This is a genomic window from Rahnella sp. BIGb0603 (assembly GCF_024808755.1).
GTDB classification, from domain to species: domain Bacteria; phylum Pseudomonadota; class Gammaproteobacteria; order Enterobacterales; family Enterobacteriaceae; genus Rahnella; species Rahnella contaminans.
This window is the reverse complement of the sequence record NZ_JANUEX010000006.1, coordinates 74,583-92,295: the sequence shown is the minus strand read 5'-3', so window position 1 is coordinate 92,295 and position 17,713 is coordinate 74,583. Positions and strand designations below refer to the sequence as shown.

15 protein-coding genes are annotated in these 17,713 nt (G+C 51.5%); 2 read left to right on the top strand and 13 right to left on the bottom strand.

Translation table 11 applies throughout. The features are described from left to right. Nucleotides 1–68: 68 nt before the first annotated feature. Nucleotides 69–1,259 (top strand): amino acid aminotransferase, encoded by a 1,191-nt coding sequence (locus tag M2403_RS17100; RefSeq protein ID WP_152324149.1) that lies wholly within the window; start codon nucleotides 69–71, stop codon nucleotides 1,257–1,259. Between the two features lie 83 nt (nucleotides 1,260–1,342). Here the strand turns inward: M2403_RS17100 and M2403_RS17095 are convergent, their stop codons facing one another. From M2403_RS17095 to cmoM, 7 genes are all read right to left on the bottom strand, one after another. Continuing rightward, nucleotides 1,343–1,990 carry an MBL fold metallo-hydrolase gene (locus tag M2403_RS17095; RefSeq protein WP_165058084.1) on the bottom strand — a complete coding sequence of 216 codons (648 nt, stop codon included), beginning with the start codon at nucleotides 1,988–1,990 and terminating at the stop codon, nucleotides 1,343–1,345. Between the two features lie 51 nt (nucleotides 1,991–2,041). Next, the gene (locus M2403_RS17090) at nucleotides 2,042–2,593 is read right to left on the bottom strand and encodes a YcbK family protein (protein ID WP_152324151.1); all 552 of its coding nucleotides are present in this window, start codon (nucleotides 2,591–2,593) and stop codon (nucleotides 2,042–2,044) included. A 178-nt stretch (nucleotides 2,594–2,771) separates the two neighbouring features. Further along, complete coding sequence (ldtD, locus tag M2403_RS17085; protein ID WP_208950626.1) at nucleotides 2,772–4,622, bottom strand: L,D-transpeptidase; 1,851 nt, start codon at nucleotides 4,620–4,622, stop codon at nucleotides 2,772–2,774. Between the two features lie 406 nt (nucleotides 4,623–5,028). Beyond that, nucleotides 5,029–9,477, bottom strand: coding sequence for a chromosome partition protein MukB (gene mukB / locus M2403_RS17080; RefSeq protein WP_259230240.1), 4,449 nt, complete (start codon nucleotides 9,475–9,477; stop codon nucleotides 5,029–5,031). Beyond that, a complete protein-coding gene (gene mukE, locus M2403_RS17075; RefSeq protein ID WP_152324154.1) occupies nucleotides 9,474–10,205 on the bottom strand; it encodes a chromosome partition protein MukE in 732 nt (243 codons plus the stop codon). Before mukE ends, mukB begins: the two co-directional genes overlap by 4 nt. After that, nucleotides 10,186–11,508 (bottom strand): chromosome partition protein MukF, encoded by a 1,323-nt coding sequence (gene mukF / locus M2403_RS17070; RefSeq protein ID WP_152324155.1) that lies wholly within the window; start codon nucleotides 11,506–11,508, stop codon nucleotides 10,186–10,188. The genes mukE and mukF overlap by 20 nt, the downstream gene beginning before the upstream one ends. Beyond that, nucleotides 11,505–12,290 carry a tRNA uridine 5-oxyacetic acid(34) methyltransferase CmoM gene (gene cmoM, locus M2403_RS17065; protein WP_259230236.1) on the bottom strand — a complete coding sequence of 262 codons (786 nt, stop codon included), beginning with the start codon at nucleotides 12,288–12,290 and terminating at the stop codon, nucleotides 11,505–11,507. Before cmoM ends, mukF begins: the two co-directional genes overlap by 4 nt. A 156-nt stretch (nucleotides 12,291–12,446) precedes the next feature. On the opposite strand from cmoM, the gene elyC reads away from it, so the two are divergent. Then, nucleotides 12,447–13,235, top strand: a complete 789-nt coding sequence (elyC, locus tag M2403_RS17060) for an envelope biogenesis factor ElyC (protein WP_259230234.1) — start codon at nucleotides 12,447–12,449, stop codon at nucleotides 13,233–13,235. Here the strand turns inward: elyC and M2403_RS17055 are convergent. From M2403_RS17055 to M2403_RS17030, 6 genes are all read right to left on the bottom strand, one after another. Next, nucleotides 13,228–14,121: a YcbJ family phosphotransferase gene (locus M2403_RS17055; RefSeq protein ID WP_259230233.1), complete on the bottom strand. Its 894-nt coding sequence runs from the start codon at nucleotides 14,119–14,121 to the stop codon at nucleotides 13,228–13,230. The two genes, elyC and M2403_RS17055, sit on opposite strands and share 8 nt — an antisense overlap. Nucleotides 14,122–14,303: 182 nt before the next feature. Further along, complete coding sequence (gene kdsB / locus M2403_RS17050) at nucleotides 14,304–15,062, bottom strand: 3-deoxy-manno-octulosonate cytidylyltransferase (protein WP_152324159.1); 759 nt, start codon at nucleotides 15,060–15,062, stop codon at nucleotides 14,304–14,306. Continuing rightward, on the bottom strand, nucleotides 15,059–15,241 hold the full coding sequence (locus tag M2403_RS17045; RefSeq protein ID WP_104921460.1) for a Trm112 family protein: 183 nt from the start codon (nucleotides 15,239–15,241) through the stop codon (nucleotides 15,059–15,061). Before M2403_RS17045 ends, kdsB begins: the two co-directional genes overlap by 4 nt. Nucleotides 15,242–15,620: 379 nt before the next feature. Further along, nucleotides 15,621–16,844: a winged helix-turn-helix domain-containing protein gene (locus tag M2403_RS17040; protein ID WP_165058092.1), complete on the bottom strand. Its 1,224-nt coding sequence runs from the start codon at nucleotides 16,842–16,844 to the stop codon at nucleotides 15,621–15,623. A gap of 95 nt (nucleotides 16,845–16,939) precedes the next feature. Next, nucleotides 16,940–17,152 (bottom strand): cold-shock protein, encoded by a 213-nt coding sequence (locus M2403_RS17035; RefSeq protein WP_104921458.1) that lies wholly within the window; start codon nucleotides 17,150–17,152, stop codon nucleotides 16,940–16,942. A 250-nt stretch (nucleotides 17,153–17,402) separates the two neighbouring features. Continuing rightward, the gene (locus tag M2403_RS17030) at nucleotides 17,403–17,612 is read right to left on the bottom strand and encodes a cold shock domain-containing protein (RefSeq protein WP_104921457.1); all 210 of its coding nucleotides are present in this window, start codon (nucleotides 17,610–17,612) and stop codon (nucleotides 17,403–17,405) included. Nucleotides 17,613–17,713 lie beyond the last annotated feature (101 nt).

Here is a 17,713-nt window from a genome sequence, read left to right as displayed (position 1 = left end):
GGCAAATAAGGTCTCCGGCGTTACCCTGATGCCCTCTTTCGCAATATCAGGCTATGGAAGTTTCCAACATGTTTGAAAAAATCACTGCAGCACCTGCCGACCCGATTCTGGGTCTTTCCGATCTTTTCCGCGCGGACGACCGCTCAAATAAAATCAATCTGGGGATTGGTGTTTATAAAGATGAAACCGGTAAAACACCGGTTCTGGCCAGTGTGAAGAAAGCTGAACAATTCCTGTTGGAAAATGAAACGACAAAAACCTATCTGAGCATTGACGGGTTACCTGATTTTGCACGCTGTACGCAGGAATTGCTGTTTGGCAAAAACAACGCTGTGATTGCCGACAAACGTGCCCGCACCGCACAAACTCCGGGCGGAACCGGCGCATTACGTATTGCAGCCGATTTTATCGCCACCCAGACCAGCGCAAGACGCGTTTGGGTCAGCAATCCAAGCTGGCCAAACCATAAAGGCGTTTTCTCTGCTTCCGGTCTGGAAGTAGCAGAATACAATTATTACGACGCCGCGAATCACAGCCTCGATTTTGACGGCATGCTGAAAAGCCTGAGCAACGCACAAGCTGGCGACGTGGTGTTATTCCATGGTTGCTGCCACAACCCGACAGGCATTGATCCGACGGCTGAACAGTGGGCCCAACTGGCAGAATTGTCTGTCGCCAATGGCTGGTTGCCGCTGTTTGATTTCGCTTATCAGGGCTTTGCCAAAGGTCTGGAAGAAGACGCTGCCGGCTTGCGCCTGTTTGTGGCTAATCATAAAGAATTGCTGGTTGCGAGCTCTTACTCGAAAAACTTCGGGCTATACAATGAGCGCGTGGGTGCCTGTACGCTGGTGGCGGCTGATGCTGAAACCGCAGACCGCGCATTCAGCCAGGTGAAATCCGTGATCCGTGCAAACTACTCTAACCCACCCGCTCACGGCGCCGCTGTTGTTGCCACTATTCTGGGTAACGAGGCACTCCGCACGCTGTGGGAGCAGGAACTGAGCGATATGCGTCAGCGTATTCACCGCATGCGTCAGCTGTTTGTCAGCACGTTGCAGGAAAAAGGCGCGCAGCAGGATTTCAGCTTCATTATCAATCAGAACGGGATGTTCTCATTCAGCGGCCTGACCAAAGATCAGGTGCTGCGTCTGCGTGATGAATTCGGCGTTTACGCAGTGAACTCTGGCCGTATCAACGTAGCCGGTATTACGCTCGAAAACATGGCACCGTTGTGTGAAGCCATTGTCGCCGTGCTGTAAGGATTCGGCGTTCTGAATTCCATTAAAAAGCCCGTCTGGAAACTGACGGGCTTTTTGTATTGGTATTCTGTTAGCCAAAACGTTTACCAGACCGGCATTTCATCCTGCAGGAAGGGGTTGGTTTTACGTTCATAGCCAAAATCGGACATTGGTCCATGACCCGGAATAAAGACGATATCATCACCCAACGGCAATAATTTTGTTTTGATTGAGTGAATCAGCGCCTGATGATCTCCACGCGGGAAGTCACTGCGCCCTACTCCGCCTTTAAAAATCACATCACCTGAAACTGCCAGGCGCGTTTTATCATTGATAAAAACAATGTGTCCCGGCGTATGTCCCGGGCAATGGAGCACAGAGAGTATTTCCTCGCCCACGCTCACGGTATCCCCTTCTTCCAGCCAGGTATCTGGCGTCAGCGGGTCACAATGATCAAGGCCGAACATCTGGCTTTGCGTTGGCAACGCATCGAGCAGGAACTGATCTTCCTTTTGTGGCCCGATGATCGGCACCTGATAATGGGCAGCCAGTTCAGCTGCGGCACCGACGTGGTCAAGATGGCCGTGTGTCAGCAAAATTTGCGTAACCAGCACACCTTTATCGGATACTTCGCGGATAATTTTTGCTGCTTCTCCGCCCGGATCGACAAGCGCGGCCTGATTCGTTTTTGTACACCAAATCAGTGAGCAATTCTGGCTGAACGCCGTGACAGTAATAAGATGGAATTTCATAGGGCTCCACAAAATGGCCTGTCCGTTTGGGCAGGCCATTAATTACGCACACTACCAGGTTCGTGCTGGTCCGGTATCAATGTGCACAAAGTTACTTCGTGGATAATATCCTACACCACCCATCCGCATTTTTAATGCTGCTTTGCGGATATTGCTCAGTTCGATGCCCTGAATATGGAAATCCATGGCCTGCCCGAGCGTGTGGTAACTGTGTTTTGCTACGCCGCTCCCCGGTTCACGCATACTGTTATTGGTCGCCAGAGAACGGTAGCCGGAAATTAACTGAACCGGTTTATTCGTTCCGCCGAGCATAACCTGCAAACGATAGAGGTGATCGAAAAGCGCGGGATCGATGCTTTTTATTTTTTCCGCACGATAGTCCCTGAACAGATGATTCAACCGGGCCAACTCATCCTTGTTATAACGCTTTCCATCGAAGAACTCAGTTTTGAGGGTTTCGCCGGTATTCAGATTGTTAACCACTAAAATACGCGGACGAGGTGTGGAAAGAGTGGCGAATGCACGACCCGGAAGCAATGCAATCCCCATAGCGGCACTGCCTAATGCCAGCCATTTACGGCGATGTTTGTCGATTTCATTCATGAACAGTTTACTATCCGGTAAGAGAGTCAAAAATAAGCCCCATTCGGAACCGTTTTGAACCTTAACCGCCAAATTTCTGCGAGTCAAGGGACCCTGCAAAGCAAAACGAGCGTGCCAGTGGCTCACGCTCGTTGTCAGGCCAAGTATTCAGACCTTTATCAGATTAGTTTTACTGCATTTATTGGAGCAATATTTCCGCCTGAGGCAAAATTTGTGCACCTGATCTCACAGTTGCATCGTAATTGTAAATATCTGTACGGAATTGCGGCTTACCGTCGTCAGCCACCCAGGCCGTCAGATAGAACAGTTTTACCGGTATGTGATGACGGATCGCTACATACGTCGTATTACCGCCCTGAAGCGCTGAAGAAATTCGGGTATCGTTCCAGCCCGCATCTTGCAACAACATATTGGCCAGTTCCGACGCTTTGTTTACACGCACGCACCCTGAACTCAGTGCACGAATGTCTTTGCTGAACAGGTTGTGGTTAGGCGTATCATGCAGATAAATAGCATCTGAACTCGGCATATTGAATTTATACCGGCCAAGGGAATTGCTCGCGCCTGGTGCCTGACGGATGCGATACGGGAAATGACTTGGCGAAACCATCGCCCAGTCAATCATCGACGGATCAATCACTTCCGCATCATTGCTCCAGCCGGACAACACCTGATAACCGTGCTGCTGGAAGTACGATGGGTTGTTCATGGCCTTAGGCACAATGTCTTCACGCACTAAGGTCGTCGGCACGTTCCATGGCGGGTTGACCACGACATTATTCAGCGCGCTGCTCATTAAAGGCGTTTTGCGGCTCGGACGCCCGACAATGACCCGCGAGGATAAAACTTCGCTGCCGTTGAGATAATATGTGAGCTGGTAGTTGGGAATATTCACCATAATGCCCGTATTCACATTGCCCGGAAGAATACGTAAACGTTGAATGTTTAGAGCCAGCAATGTGGCGCGCAATTGCGGAGATGCATTCAGCCATTGGCGCGTGCGTCCGCCAATAATACCGTCAGCTTCTAACCCCTGCCATTTCTGGAAGCGCTTAACGGCTTCGACCAGATCCGGTGTGTACTGATTATTCGACACAGCAACCGGCGCGGCCGGAGCCGGTGTATCACCGGCCTGAACCGTCGGCAACACATCCTGAACCGAAGTCGCAGAAGGACTGACCGCCGGTGTCGCTGGCTGAGATTTATCGGCGGTCTCATCGACAGACAAATCGTCATTCGACGCACTTCCCGGTACATTAGGCGCAATAGTTTCATCGGTCGGTTTCGGCGATTTAGCCTCTTCCGGTGACGCCACCATCATGCCCGTCCGGGTCAGTATTTCACGCAGAGCAGGCACGTCATCGCTGATTTGGTCGGGACGTAAACTCGCAGCGCCAGTCATCACCGGCCACGGACGATTGTCTGTTAGCATCAGCTTCAGGGCATCGTGCATTTTAGCGTAATAAGGATGCTGTGGCGTCAGCGTTGACAGATACCGCGCCGTGTCACTTTGACGTACAGCCAGTTGCCACTGGTTAATCACCGTCAGCGGCGGCGTAGTCATTTTATATGGCACGTTGCTGTAAAGCCATTTGTCGCCATTGGCTTCGACGCTGCTGGTAAATTGCAAATACCCCAGCATTGCATCGGACAACACAACATCGCGCGCCATTCCCTTAACCTCAGGATCCGTCAGCCATTTAACCCACTGAGTAAACTGCGGCTGAATGCCTGAAATCGCCAGCTCAGCTAATTGCTGCTGGAAAATCTGGATGGATCCTCTGTCATTCCACATCGGCTGCATATGATTGGCAGCGTAAAGTGAGGACAAAGACGATAAATACAACGGACGAATGCCACGCGGCGCCAGTTCTGCCTGCAACTGACTCATGCTCTGAACGCTGGATAGCGTAGTTTTTCCTACCGGCATAGTGGGTACTGCGGCCCAGGTAGAAAACCATGGCGACAGACCGCTTGCCAGCAGACAGCTGGCGACTAAAAACCTGAGAGACCTTTGATTCATTAACATTTTCCCTTGCCTCCCGATAAATTGCCCAATTTGATCCCCAAAATTAAGCCAGCAGCTCTTAGATTAAGTATATAAAGAGAATTCTTTTTTTGCGTAGGAACTCAATGCAATAGAGTCCGTATCTCACGTAAAGACTCTAAGCCAGCCGTCAGCCGAAATAAAGACTTCATTGTGCACTTTCCATTCTGCGGCAAAGCATTAGCTCACTATTCAGCCAGGTATTTGAAAATGTCTTAATAGTTATTTATGGATAAGACATATTCTTAAGAAAGTATCAGAGAAATGAATAAGTAATATTCTGAGGATAAATCAATATTTAAGGAAAACAGTATGAAGAAAATAAGGAGCCGCAAACAATAAAAAACGCCCCGGCAAAATACCAGGGCGTCAGGACTTCAGAAACGGATCAGGAAACGTCGGCCTCTGTCGTTGCTAGTGCAGGAAGCTCCGGAGCAAATCCACGTAAACCAACTACATGCACGTGTTCGTTATTGCCGAACACTTTACGCACCAGTTTGTAAGTCGTACCTTTTTCCGGGCTGATATTTTCCGGCGCCGCGATAATAAGCTGCATTTCTAACCTGTCGCAAAGCTCAAACAGAGTCGCGATAGATTTAGCATCCAGACGGGCCGCTTCGTCGAGGAACAGAAGGCGACAAGGCGAAATATCTTTACCACGCATGCGACTCGATTCATCTTCCCAGCTCTGAACCACCATCACCAGAATCGACATACCCGTACCGATCGCTTCACCGGTAGACAACGCGCCACTCTCTGCACGCAGCCAGCCATCAGAACCACGGTTAACTTCCACCTCCATTTCGAGGTAGTTACGGTAATCCAGCAGTTCTTCACCGATCGTTTGCGGCGTGCGTTGCCCCATATCGATCTGTGGATTCAGGCGCTGATACAGTTTTGCCAGCGCTTCGGAGAAAGTCAGACGGTTGCTGCTGAACAAGTCCTGATGCTGTTCCTGTTGTTCAGAAAGCACATCCAGCAAACCGGCGTGGGCTTCACGTACATTGACGTTCAGACGCACACTTTTAACCTGACCAAAGGCCACGGCCTGCAGACCCTGGTTGAGCTGGCGGATACGGTTTTGTTCACGCTGAATCGTTTTGCGAATAATATTCGCCACACTCTTCGAGCTGATGGCCAGCTGTTGTTCACGCGCCGTCAGTTCTTCCGTCAGGCGTCCCAGCTCGATTTCCATCTGTTCGATGGCTTCCACCGGATCGTCGGTGCGGATAATATCCTGACGGATACGCTCGCGCAGATGCTGATAGACCGCAATGTAGAACTGAATTTTGCGCTCCGGACGTTTTGGATCCTCGGAAAGACGCAGCACATCGCGCAGATGTTCGTTGTCAGACACTGCCAGCCGCAGCGCCCCGAGGGATTTATCCGACATAGAACGTAGTTCGTCGCCGTCCATATAGGCCAGCTCGCGGCGGTGAAGACGGCGCTCAACGCCATTATCTTTCACCAGACGCATCACGGCGCACCAGCCGGCTTTCGACGTCACCACCTGCTCACGGCTCTGATGGTAATCGCGCTCCAGCTTGCGCAATTTCTTCTGCAAATTGTCCATCTCGGCTTCACAGAAAGTAATCTGTTTTTCGAGCTGGTTACAGCGCGCACGGTTCGTACTGAGGGCGGAGTGCAATTCATCGCGGCGCGTTTTGGCGCGCGCTTCGGCGTTCGGATCGGCCTGAACGCCAATATCCTGCAATTCCTGGCTCAGTTCTTTGAGCATGTCGCGTTTGGCATCAAACGAACTTTTCAGGGATGCCAGAACCTGGCTGTATTGCGTCAGCTGGGTCTGATGCTGACGCATCTGCTCACGGGCGCGGGTACGTTCCGCTTCCGCATGCTCCAGGCGTTGGCGCAGTTTGTCATTCAGGTCACTGTTTTCATTGAGCATACCGGCAGAATCGGTATAGCCGAAGTGAGCGCGACGCTGAACGACTTCGGTCAGGGCAAACGCCTGCTGTTTCGCCAGACGCTGTGAATGCTGAGCCTGCGCATAATCTTCTTTCAGCTGCTCGTGCTGTTCCGGGTCACTTTGTAACACCGAGACCAGCGGTTCGAGTTTGACAAGAGAATTGCCATGCTGCTGGATGAAACGGGCAGAATCCTGCGCTTCATCCATTTCTTCACGGATTTCTTCGACACGGTCGATCAGCGTTTCGTCGCATAATAAACCAACACGCGGCTGCAATTTGTTCAGCATCGCGACAGCTTCTTTAGCCTGTTCGTATTGCTGACGTTGCTGCTGATTCTGGCTTTCGTGCGCATTCAGAGCGCGCTCGAGCTCACCACGACGTCCGCTTAGCGTGCGGATTTCTGCTTCAGGATCGGCATCAAAAGCAACGGCCAAATGGCTGCCGATGAAGCGGCTGAACGCCTGATGTGCGCGCTGGATTTTCTGGACGTCAAACGACAGTGTCGCGTAACGCTCGGATAAATTTTCGCGTTCTTTATGCAGGGTTTCCAGACGATTTTCACGCGCGGCACGGCCAAACAGCGGCACCTGCGGGAAGTGGGAATAACGCCACTGACGGTCGCCGGTTTTGACCAGCACCGCACCCTGCATTTCTTCCACTTCAAAGACGTTATCGTCAAATGACTGCGGATCCCCTTCGATCAGATAGAGGTCTTCCGGACAATCATCCAGCCCGTCGAGCTGATCGCGGATCAACGACAGATCAGGCACGACGATCGCGTGACGTGACGGGCCATACAACGCGGAGAAATACGGGGCGTCGTCGATGGTCACGTCGTCATAAATCTCGGAGAGCAGTACGCCACCGAAACGTTCGGCCAGCGCAATCATGCGGGAATCTTCCGCACCGCTTGGCTGGCTCAGACGGGTAATCTGGCCTTCGATGCGGCGCTTACGTGCAGCGACTTCATCGCGTTCAACCGTCGTTTCCCGTTCGGTTTCCAGCAACTGCTGCATGTATTCAGTCACCTGCTGGCTGTTTTCCAGCGGTTCCTTACTTTGCTCACTCAGCTGGCTCAGTGCTTCCTGAGCGGCCAGCCAGACCGGCGCACGGGCAGTCAGTTCACGGATGCGCGACTGAACCTGTTCGAGTTCCTGACGCATTTCCATGCGGCGTTCACCGGCCTGTGAAACTACGCCCTGCAACTCTTCAATCTGGACTTCCAGCTCGCGCTGCATTTCGTCCAGATCTTCCGGCTGCACATCCTGCCCGGTGCGTTTGCAGAATTCCTGCAACTGACGCTCAGCGTCCTGCTGCTCACGAAGACGGCCTTCAAGCTCGGACAAACGCATGCGCAACGGTTCGACGCGCTCTGCCTGATGCTGCTGAGAAGACCAGTCGCGTAATAATTCACGCGCGGTTTGCCAGGCCTGACTGCGGCTGACTTCACCGGCGATTTTCACCACAAGCTGATACGCAGTTTCAAACTGATTGTGCGCCGCTGATGCCACGCTCATTTTTTGTTCCAGCTGGAGCAGGATTTCTGTGGCTTCCTGTTCTTTGCTCTGGAATGTTTCCAGCCATTCTTCGCTGTTCTGTGTGCTCAGATCCGGGATCTGGCACAGGTCGCGCGCACGTTCAATGGCCTGCAACGCTTGCTGGTATTGAATCGCACGGGTTTGCTGAACGTCCAGCGCCTGCTGGTAATCGGCAAGCTGGCTTTTCAGCTCATCGACTTCAAGCTCGGCGGCCTCAGCTCGCGCTTCATGTTCAGCATGCAGTTCGCTGGCTTCCGCCACGACTTCATTCTGTTCTTCCAGACGATACGTCAGCTCTTCAAGATCACCTTCATAACGCTCGATTTTTTCCTGCTGACGCATCGCGGTCTGCACCAGACTGAGATGATCGCTGGCTGCCTGATAATCGGTTTCCAGATCACTTTGTGAACCGCTCTGCTCGGCCAGTTCACGCGCCATTTCGACATGACGGTATTGCTCGCCGGACAGCTGTTTCCGGCTGGTAAGCAAATCGTTACGCAATACCAGCGCGCCATCGAGGTGAATACGACGTTCATTGGCGTGGCGCATATAGTCGGCCGCCACGTAAGATGTCGCTTCAGAAATCAGATGTTTGAACAGGTCACGGTCGGATTGCGTTACGCGAATAGCTTCCAGCGTCATGCGGTTTTCACGCAGCGCGGCTTCCATATCCTGGAATGCCTTACGCACACCGCTGTTTTCCGGCAACAGGTAGTCACGCAGGGAACGTGTGATGGCGCTGGAAATCCCGCCGTACAGCGAGGCTTCTATCAGACGATAGAACTTGCTGCGGTCAGACGCCGAACGTAAACGACGCGGAATGACACCCAAATCGAACATCAGCGCATGGTAATCAGTGATCGAGTTGAACTGCTTAAATTGGACACCTTCCATGGCTTCGACGCGATCTTTCAGCTCCTGCAAAGACAGCACGCGAGCCTGACGCTCACCCACCGTTTCCGTCAGCATTTCCGTCGGATTAACCGCAACCGGCAAGCCCTGGATGGTGAACGGTTTGATGTCAACTTTGCGGTCACGGCCTGCAACCTGTTGCAAACGTACGCCAACCACAATGCGCTGGTGGCGTGAGTTCACCACATCCAGCACCGAGTAACACACGCCCGCACGCAATTTACCGTGCAGGCCTTTATCGCGGGAACCGGAGGTTGCACCAGCTTCGGTGGTATTACGGAAGTGCAGCAGTGTCAGGTCAGGGATCAGCGCCGTAACAAACGCAGCCATGGTGGTGGATTTACCCGCACCGTTACCGCCGGAAAGTGTGGTGACCAGTGAATCGAGGTCAAAAGTCCGGGCAAAGAACCCGTTCCAGTTAACCAGCGTCAGTGAGCGAAATTTACCGCGTTCAATCATTCCTGTTCATCCTCTGCGCTATCAGGTCCCTGATGCCCTGCCTGCAACTCGCCGTCTTCACTTTCATCGTTCAGTGACAACGCACTGTCGACGGGCATCGCTTCGCCGTCGCGGATCATCCGTAACTGTGCTTCACGGGCATCATCGCCGCTGCGAACATCCGCACCAAAACGGAATACCGCTTCGGTGATACGGAATTTGCTGCTGTCGACACCCATGAAATACACCATGCCCAGACGGCGCAGACGGTTCAAAGACGTACGGACTTTATCCTGTAATTTCTGGCGATCTAAATCCGAACCGGTCGAGCGCTGATTGACATATTTCAGCAGCTTGTTTTCATCGGCCAGACTTAGCAGCTCGTCATACAGTTCCTGCTGGGTAAAAATCCCTTCGTGCGCAAGGCGTTCCGGGCTGAGATACAGATAGCAGAGAATTTTCCCCACCATCATATCCAGCTCGGAAAGCACCGAACGGGGGATCAGCGTCGTCGAGCGCGGGCGCAAATAGAAGAAACCTTCCGGTGCCCGGATCAGCTCTACGCTGTAGCGGCTATAAAACAACTCCATTTCTTCCTGATAATCCATCAGGAAAGCGTGGTTATCGAGTTCATCAATGCCAATATGGCGGCCAGAACGGAGCTGGCTATCGAGAGCAGGAAACACTGAATTTGCCAGCGCCTGCGCCAGCTTAGCTGGCATTATGTGTTCAATATTTGTCGATGACATGGGCCTGCACCTTGGCTCCGTAATCATTGATTGCCTGCCATTCGGCATGCAACCCTGAAAAATCTGCTTCAGCCACACCAAGGCGAACTGCCTGGTCGACCACAATTCGCGCGACATCAAAGTGTCGGGCCCGCGGATACTGTTTGAGATATTCGCGCATTACCATGCCCAGATTGAGCGGCGTTTTCTGTTGTTGATAGACCTGTAATGCCTGTTCAATCAATGCCGCAAGCTGTTCGCGGATTTCGTTAAATTCTTCAAATTCCAGATCCGGCGGTAACTCACCGGTGACTTCCTCACTGCGCAATGCCAGTTCTTCATCACGCATATCCAGCAAGCGATCCGCATTGGCGAATGTCAGCGTCCAGGGCTGGTCAAAATAGTTTTGAACCGACTGTCGCAGACGCTGCGCAAATACGCGGTTTTTATCCATGTCGATAGCCGTACGGATAAATTTATGCACGTGGCGGTCGTAGCCAATCCACAGGTCAATCGCCTGCTGGCCCCAGCTGGTGATGCGGTCGAGTTTATTCTGTAAATCGAAAACCAGTTTGTCGACGAAGCTCAGGTCCATTTCCACCATCGTGGCATCCTGAATACGCAACAGGTGCGCCTGCAACAGGTCGCCCGCAGCTTCCAGCGTATCCTGCAATTCACGCAGCGTGCCCGAGGTTTCTGACAAAAGGATTTCACAGCTGGAAATGGCCGCACGCCAGTCTTTGTTGAGCAGCCCGGCGATATCATCTTTAACGCCCTGTTGCTGCTCATCCATGATCCGCTGGGTCATGTCGATACTGTCAAAAATTTCAGCGACGGAATATTTCAGCGGCGCATAAACGTTGCGGTGCCAGTGGAAATCATCGCCACCCTCTTCGGCGGCATCGGCCGCACGCTTAAGTTCCTGTGCAACAATCGACAATTGCATAGACAACCGCAGGGTAGAAAATTCACGCTGACGGATATAATAATCTGAAATACCGATTGCCAGCGGCGTCAGGCGATAAATGGCATTGCCATCCGCCAGTTCGCTGACAAACCGGTTGAGCAGGCGCTGACGCACCATATCATTGATGGCGTTATTGGCACGAACGGTGACCGTTTCGTTTGTCTGCTCGAAACCTTTACTGACGTGGCGAAACGCGTCGACCAGCTCACCTTCACTCATTTCCCCATCAAGGCGCTCGCTGTTTAACGTGGCAATTGCCAGAAGAAAAGCCAGCCGCTCCGTTGGCAGCGAAATTGAGAAATCATTTTTCCGTGCCCAGGCGACCAGTTCGGGTACAGTCTGGGAAAATTCACTCATAATTCGTCCTTCAGAATGGGTTTATGCGCCATCACATGGATGTAACGTCCCAAACTAACAAAAGGTTCCTGACGGCAATAACGCTGTTCCAGCGCCAGAAGCTCGTCAAAATCCTGCTTATGTTGTTGTCTGTTTCGCAAATAATCGTGGAATACTCTAACACCGGTTTTGCCGCTTATCTGCATCCCAAGCTCTTCCAGCCACTGATAGACCTGCGCAGGTTCCAGCGGATGATCGGGCAACAGGGAGCTCTTTTTGATTTTTGGCACGCCGGCTTCAACATGACCGAAATTTCCCAGGATCATGTGCCGCATGACCAGACCGTGGATATTGTAAAACATCAGCGAGATTGCGCCACCCGGCACCAGGCAATCGGTCAGTGCAGCCAGCGCCTGTTGGGGTTCCGCAAGCCATTCAATGACCGCGTGAAACAATATCAGATCAACCGGCGCTTCCAAATGTTCTGCGATGTGCTGAGCGGGACAATGTACAAATTGCATGTTGTCGCTCACACCTTTTTCAATCGCCGCAGCCTGCGCGCGACGGATCATCTCACCGGAGAGATCGCACAACAAGACCTGATGTCCTAAAGCGGCCAGTTCGCAGGCCATTTGCCCTTCGCCACCGCCTGCATCAAGAATACGCAACGGCCGCTTCGGCAAAGTCTTCATCAACTCCTGCAGATCCTGACCCAGCACGGCCTGACGGATACGTCCTTTCGTTGTGCCGTAGATATTGCGCGAAAACTTTTCGGCCATATCGTCAAAATTACGATCCTGCATGAATTGAACCTTGTTCCTGAAAACGTTTTGCCGGGTTATCTCTGTGCGGCATCGCCGCGTGAGGTGCTATTTTGGCACAGGCTGGCATAGAATAAATCATCCTGACGCTGATTCACGCCCGGATGTCGTTTTTTCACCCAAAAGGACCGGTTTCTGATGCTATTTATCCTAAAAAAAACTGTCGGCGGCCTGTTAATGCCACTGCCTTTTATCCTGCTGATGATGGCGATCGCGCTGGTGTTGTTATGGATGACCCGCTGGCAAAAAACCGGAAAAGTGTTTTTTTCACTGAGTTGGCTGCTGTTGCTCCTGCTGAGCCTCCAGCCGGTGGCTGACAATTTACTTCGCCCGGTGGAATCTGGCTATCCGACGTATCAGCCTCAGGCGCATCCGCCGGTAAAATACGTTGTCGTTCTCGGTGGCGGCTATACCTATAACCCGGACTGGGCACCCAGCTCCAACCTGATCAGCAACAGCCTGCCCCGCGTCGCAGAGGGGATCCGAATTTATCGTGCAAATCCGGGATCGAAAATCGTGTTTACCGGCGCGCAGGCCATGACAAATCCGGTGAGCAGTGCGGCCGTTGCAGGGAAAGTGGCGGAGAGTTTAGGTGTGCCGGAGAGTGATATCATTTTGCTCGATAAGCCACGGGATACGCATCAGGAAGCGCAGCAGGTAAAAATTCTGGCCGATGATCAGCCTTTCGTGCTGGTAACCTCCGCCAATCATCTGCCCCGCGCACTGGTTTTCTTCAGGCAGGCAGGACTGAGCCCAATCCCGGCTCCGGCTAATCAGCTGGCAATTGATTCCCCGCTTAACCCGTGGGAAAGAGCCCTTCCGCAGGCACTTTTCTTATCTCACAGTGAACGGGCGTGGTACGAAACGCTGGGGAGTATCTGGCAATGGATGACGCTGCCGTCATCCGAAACGAAGCCCGTCAGTTAAGCCACGGCAACAGTTGCTGTCGCGCATAGTCAAACTGGCGGCGATCGAGCTTACCGGTATGGATAAGGTGCGCGACAGATTCCCACAGTAAATAGAACCAACGGCGCTCAAGGAAGGTGTCTGAGACGGGCGCTTTTTGCAAATAGCTGAACAGCAGTTGCTCGCTCATGCCCTTTTCCCAAAGACGGAACAAATCAAATTCACGCGGCGCCCATAAAACGGTACCCGGATTAATCATCGCCAGAAGCTGATCGCTGCGCGGGTCTTTCAGCATACTGCGCAGGGAAAGATTGCCGTGAACCAGAACCGGCGTGTCATCGGATTCCCTGAACAAGGTCGCAATGCTGGATCGGGAACGGAAAAGCACCGTGCGATCTTCCGGCGTGAGTTCCGGCGCCTGTAAATTTGATAAGGTTGACCACAGCACTTCAACACGTTGCGGATACCAGTTTTCCCAGCGGTTTTCCTGGGTGCTGTCGACTGAACCGACGCAACCGTGGCTGTCAATACGGTGCCAGGCCAGCATCGCCTCAACGATTTGCTCCTGCAATATTTTCCAGCGTTCCGGCGTGCGGGTGGGTGCTTCTGCTGAGACGCCGCGCAGACGTTCAATCAGCAAAATTTCCCGATAGGGTTTTTGATGCGTCGTGACCATGCCGTAAACCGTCGGCACGCGCACTACGCCTTCTCTGGCCAGCATCGAGAGTTTGTAGGCTTCCTGCCCCGCGATGCCTTCGCAGACAAAACTTTTCGCCATCAGCGGCATTGCATAGCCCTGCTCATCATAAAGAGAAAAAAGATGGGCATAAGGTTGTTCACTGACGCATTCAAGGCGGGATAAACGCTCGCCCAAAACAATACTTAACTCGGCTTTTAGCTGTTCCATAACGTATTCGCAGTGACGAAAAGATTAACGTTTATGATGAAAGCTTCGACAGATGAATACCCCGTTTCAGATCAAACAAAAACCGGATAATTGCTTCAGGAGAGAGAGGATAACTCGGAAACTGGAAGGAACGTCAGATAAGAATGGACGGAATGTGACGCATTCCGTCCGCTAACCGTGGCTCAGGAATGCGAGTGGCCCAGGATCTTACGTACGCGTTCCAGATCTTCCGGAGTATCAACCCCTACTGAAGGAATGGCTTTCGCGACATCAACGTGGATTTTTTCACCATACCACAGCACCCTGAGTTGTTCGAGCAACTCAATGTGCTCCAGTTTGCTCGGTTCCCACTGAACGTACTGACGGATAAAACCGGCGCGATAGGCATAAATACCGATATGGCGCAGGAAGACGTCGCCAATCGTATCTTTAGAAACAGCGAAACGCTCACGTTCCCACGGGATGGCCGCGCGGGAGAAATACATGGCGTAACCGTTAGCATCGCGAACCACTTTTACTGCATTCGGGTTGAAGGCTTCTTCGGCAGATTCAATCGGTACTGCCAGCGTTGCCATACCCGCAACGCTGTTAGCCAGATTTTCAGCGACCTGACGGACAATCACCGGCGGGATCAGCGGCTCATCGCCCTGCACATTAACGATGATTTCATCATCTGCAAACTGACAAATTTGGATAACTTCTGCCAGACGTTCGGTACCAGACTGATGATCAGGGCTGGTCAGGCAGACTTCACCACCTGCAGCTTTCACTGCGGCCACAACTTCCGGATGGTCGGTCGCTACAATCACGCGTTTCGCACCGGATTCCAGCGCACGTTCCATGACGTGCACAACCATCGGTTTACCGTTAATATCGGCCAAAGGCTTACCGGGCAGGCGGCTGGACCCAAAACGGGCCGGGATAATTGCAATAAAACTCATGGATGTGTCTCATCAACAGAAAGCGGGCGGGCTTCGTTTTCTAATAATACTGGGATGCCGTCCCGAACCGGATAAGCCAGACTGTCGGCTTTACACACTAATTCCTGTGCTTCTTTATTGAAGTACAGTTTCCCGTTACACACAGGGCACGCAACGATTTCAAGTAAACGATGGTCCATTAATTCCTCCCGGAGGCGAATACACCGCTTTTCAGCAGGGTGTCACGCAAAAATGCATTGGAAAACACAATACAACGGCTCCAGAGAATAGCATAACGCCCCCTCTGCGTTAATCCTCACGTCACCTTCTGCTACGCCTCCAGAAAGTTAAATTAATGTGATTAAAAAATATCACTCATGAAGGATTGCGTTGCAGATTACGTGGGAGTACAATTTTTTTTGTGATGCACATCACACTATAAACTTCAGATATGAGCACAAAATGAAAACCATTAACAAAATCATCGCAATGTTCGCTAACTTCAGCAACTAATACTGAGTAACACCTGCAATCATCGTGAATAAACGGCTGCCTGATGCAGCCGTTTTACTTTCTGGATCAGACCCGCCAACCCGTATTCCATAACACTGTTAACGCTTCCGGCCCTTTCGAAAACAATACGTCTTCTGCTCCCTGCCATGCAGCAAAGCGCGTAATCGCGCCGTGAATATCCTGCGCACGCCGGGATGTCATCGTGACTTCAGGCTCGAGGTGAAGACTTTTCACCTCCAGAACCTTTTCCTTGCGGTGCATTTTGGCATCTATGCGCCCGACTAACTCGCCGCGCTGAAGGATCGGTAACGTGAAATACCCGTACTGACGCTTTGCCTCCGGCGTATAGCATTCAATCCGGTAATCAAAATTAAAAAGAGTCGAGGCGCGCTTGCGATCCCACACAACCGGATCGAACGGTGAAAGCAGTGTCGTCACCGTTGAGCTGATTCGTGACTCACGCGCTTTTTGCAACAGAGGAAATTGTTGCTGGTGGACATAATATTTTCCCTCCAGCCCGCTGACTTCAACAGGCGTGACTTCTCCATTTTCCAGGAGTGTTTCAATCACTTTCCGGGTATCAACACGTTTAAGGCGATAATAATCTGCCAGCCATTCCGCTTTGAATATCCCCAGATACTGCGCCGAACGACACATCATTTGATATTCCGCCGCTTCCTGGCTAAGTGCCTGCGCCGCATCATCCCAGCCGGGCATGACGCGCTCTGCAAGATCGTACACGCGGTGAAAATTACGTCGCTCGGACACCATCAGCTTTCCGGAAGTAAACAGCGTTTCCAGATGTTTTTTATGCGGTTTCCAGTCCCACCAGCCGCTGTTTGATTTTTTCTCCGCACTGAAATCCGCAGAACGCACCGGACCTTTTTCTGCAATATGGCTCAGAAGAGCTTGAATATCAGCCTGATGTTCATCAAACCAGTCTTGAGAAAATTTCCATCCCATGCCCTGCGGGTTCAGCATCTTGTGCCGCAATAACCCGTAATCCTCGCGAGGGATAAAACAGGCTTCGTGCGCCCAGTATTCAAAAATTTTCCCCTCAGATAACGCATCTTCCAGCCATTGTGGGGAATAATTTCCGAGGCGGCTAAACAATACGAGGTAAGGGCTTCTGGCAACCACGCTGATCGTATCGATTTGCAGCAATCCCATATTCTGAATGGAATCGACAACATCACCGGCAGACGGTTTTCGGGTCAGAGGTTTAAGAAGATTTTGTGCAGATAAATGCAGGGTGCGGGCCGAACTGAGAGATATAACCGGGTGAGACATATCGGTATCCGTGGCAGCGATAAACTGTGGATACCGATAACATATTTTTGCCGGAGCGTAAAATTCAGCTCAACGGCGCATTACAAAAACCAGACTTAGAACGCAATAACATCAGCCGCTGAAGGGCCATGTGCTACGCTGCGGTAAGTGGTGAACTCTACACGCTGACCGGCACTCAGTGATTTATTACCGGTATTGGCAATGGAGGTACGCTGAACATAAATCTCAGAAGAACCATCCAGAGGGCAAATAAAACCGTAGCCTTTAGCCTGGTTGTACCATTTAACTAAACCCATTTTTAACATCATAATTTCTATCCTTTCTTTTGGGCATCCATGAACACACTTTTTTATTATTGTTCGGATGCGTTTGCCCATATCTAAGTTATTTTTTTATAAAAAACCTCTAATGAGCGAATTTGTTTAACGATTATTTTTACTGCGAACTTCTTTAAAGCTCATTTCTTTTCGGGCACTAAAAACCCGCCGTTGGGCGGGTTTTACTCTGCTGATATGAAAGACAATTCGAGTTGTTTCATATCATCACATTATTCTCTGATTACAGAGCGATAACGTTAGCAGCAGCCGGACCACGCGGGCTGTCCTGAATGGTGTATTCTACACGCTGGCCTTCAGCCAGAGTTTTGAAACCATCCGTTGCGATTGCGGAGAAATGTACAAAGACATCTTTGCCGCCATCAGCTTGCTCAATAAAACCAAAACCTTTGCTTTCATTGAACCACTTAACCTGACCCATTTTCTTAGACATATTTAAAACCCTTTAACTTTTACTCAATAAGATCCTGCCATTCGGCAATGTTGGCCAATAGTTCAGACAATTACTTATGGGAGGGACTTAGAAGGTTCGTC